The 2,487-nt window shown below is 30.0% G+C and carries 4 protein-coding genes; all 4 read right to left on the minus strand.

The window, feature by feature from the left end; translation table 11 throughout:
• Positions 1–439 (minus strand): hypothetical protein (locus B4113_RS08450; RefSeq protein ID WP_153017143.1); only part of this gene is annotated, 439 nt, incomplete at its 3' end.
• 300 nt (positions 440–739) lie between these two features.
• The gene (locus tag B4113_RS08460; protein ID WP_033844445.1) at positions 740–1,177 is read right to left on the minus strand and encodes an ATP-binding cassette domain-containing protein; all 438 of its coding nucleotides are present in this window, start codon (positions 1,175–1,177) and stop codon (positions 740–742) included.
• Positions 1,178–1,182: 5 nt separating this feature from the next.
• Positions 1,183–1,686 carry a stage II sporulation protein M gene (locus tag B4113_RS08465; protein ID WP_033844444.1) on the minus strand — a complete coding sequence of 168 codons (504 nt, stop codon included), beginning with the start codon at positions 1,684–1,686 and terminating at the stop codon, positions 1,183–1,185.
• A gap of 18 nt (positions 1,687–1,704) precedes the next feature.
• Positions 1,705–2,487 (minus strand): hypothetical protein (locus B4113_RS08470; protein WP_201028606.1); only part of this gene is annotated, 783 nt, incomplete at its 5' end.

Consider the following 2,487-nt stretch of genomic DNA (forward strand, 5'->3'; position numbering starts at 1 on the left):
AAAAGATCCATGGGCAATGGTTTGCCCTCCACCCGGGGATGAAAATCCGCGCCAGTGCGGCATTTTCACGGAAAAGCAGATACTCTATATTCCCCAAGGAGCAACTTGTTAATAACCAATCCTCTTCTTTTGTATTACTTATCCACTTACCAGTTTTTAAACCATCACTAACACCGTCGAATAAAAAAAGCAAGAAAATAATTATCCAAAGATAATAAGCATCAAATTGTAAAAAGTGAGAATACGTATATCCTATTACAAATCCAAGAATAAGTGTGATTAATACACCTAATATACGTGGTACAAATGAAAAAATGGAAGCTATATATGGGTTTGGCAAATTAAACAGTTTGTAATTTCCCCAAATTTGCTTCCATCGAATTTTAGCTTTCCAGAACATCCAACATTTTAATTTATAAAAGACATCTAAATTAACCATTGTTTACAGTCCTTTCATTTTCTTGTATCTGGTTTATAAATAGTGATTCCAAATCTTTATTATTGTATTTTTGCCTTATATTTTTTAAAGAATCGAAAAGAATAAGGTTACCTTTATTAATTATGGCTATATGAGTGCAAAACCTCTCCACATCATTTAACAAGTGTGTCGAAATTAAAACTGCGCCTTTCTTTTCTGCAAATTCCTTTAAAAAAGCTTTTATGCTATACGTCGTTATTGGATCAAGACCGTTAAACGGCTCATCCATAATTAAATATTTGGGATTACTTATTAGTGAAATTAATAGCGATAACTTTTTTTCATTCCTAACGAGTACGTATGTATTTCCTGATCAATAAATTCTTTCATTTCCAGCAGCTCGATTAACTGTTCGATTTTTTCATTAGACATACCTTTTTGTTCATCTTTCCCTCTTAATTCTCTTGTAAAACTCAAGAATTGTCTCCCAGTCAACTCTTCATAAAAAAATTGGTTATCTGGAACATATGCAACTTGTTCGATGTATTTTTTTCTTTCTTTCGAAATACTATAGCCATCTATGCTTATTTCACCGGAAGAAGGATTTAATAAACCCAGTATAGACTTGATTATTGTAGTTTTTCCAGCCCCATTTGGCCCTACCAGCGCAACAATATCACCGGGTAAAATCTTAAAAGAGATGGAATGAAGTATAATTTTTGAATTCATTTCTTTTGTAAGACTTTCTATTTTTAACATCTTTCTCATCCTCCTGCTATCAGGAATGAAACATAGGATTCCACTAGACTTGCTAGGAAGAGTAGAATAAAAACTACTCCATACATCTTTCCAAGGTATCTTAAATACTCTTTTTTGCAACTAATTTTGTAAAAATTAATCCCCTGTAAACCTACGCTAATCGAAATTATGATGGCAGGTATCTCAAATATACCATGCGGTAAAATCGCCAACAAAATTTTGCTCAACTTTAGTGAATGAGTTACAGCGACTCCTAATGAGTTTCCAATAACAATGCCATTGTATACAGCTAATGGGATTGTAGTTATTGATAATGTAAAAACACCTAAAAACATGAAAGTACAAATTATAATATTGGTACTAAAGTAAAACCACCAATTCCCCTTCATTATTGTAGCATGATTATACTCTGAATAATTGCTAAAAAGCCTTATTTGAAGCAAATAGCCAATAAGGATAGATAAGACGAAAATTACTAAAGCATATATTAAAGAACTTTTAATTCTCATTTTAATTTCATCTCTTTCTTAATGTAAAACAAGTGATTGTATAATCATATAAATAATATACAAAGAAAACATAATAATTGTTGATTTTTTCAATTTAGATTCTGTATAACTTTGTAACCCTTTAGCTAAAGAGAAAACAAAGATAATTGAAAATATATCAATATTACCAAACAGATTTAAAGGAAAGTGGCTTTTCTCAAGTGAAGGCATATAAAATGATAACGACAATACAGACTTTGAAATGAATTTCCCTTTTATCAAAGAAACAATAAGCCTACATAATTGAGACAAAAATAGGAATGTATAAGAAAAAGTAGAGATGATAAAAGCTTGTTTCAAACTTATTTTATAATTATAAATGGAAATAAACACAACATTTATTACTTTAAGTAATAATGCAAAAAGAGAAATAACAACAACAGGAATAAAAAGAGATACTATAGAGCTAATAATAGTTATAAAAAGTTTTATTGATTGATCATGCACTGGTAATAATTTGTTAAAATCATTTAAAAAACCCACTTTGTTAGATACTAGAAAGGTCAGCCCCCCTGTAACTAAAGAAAATAACACCCATCTGTAGATTATAACTAATTTAACATCTCTTTTTTCCATTAGCAGGAATACATTAGAAACAGTTGCCTGTATTTTTTGTCGCACATTTGAAAATTCGCTTTCCATCTCTTCTATCACCCCATTAACTTTTGTAAACATAATTGTATACATTAATAACCTTTTTTGCAACATTTGTTTTTTTTTTTTGTAAATAAAAATCCCCCTAAAAACAACAACAAACCCTTG

The sequence above is a fragment of the Geobacillus sp. B4113_201601 genome (assembly GCF_001587475.1).
Taxonomy (GTDB): domain Bacteria; phylum Bacillota; class Bacilli; order Bacillales; family Anoxybacillaceae; genus Geobacillus; species Geobacillus icigianus.

Bases quoted from the DNA above. Each gene is read 5' to 3' on its own strand.
- B4113_RS08465 (WP_033844444.1), bottom strand. From the start codon at position 1,686: ATGAGAATTAAAAGTTCTTTAATATATGCTTTAGTAATTTTCGTCTTA.
- B4113_RS08460 (WP_033844445.1), bottom strand. From the start codon at position 1,177: ATGTTAAAAATAGAAAGTCTTACAAAAGAAATGAATTCAAAAATTATA.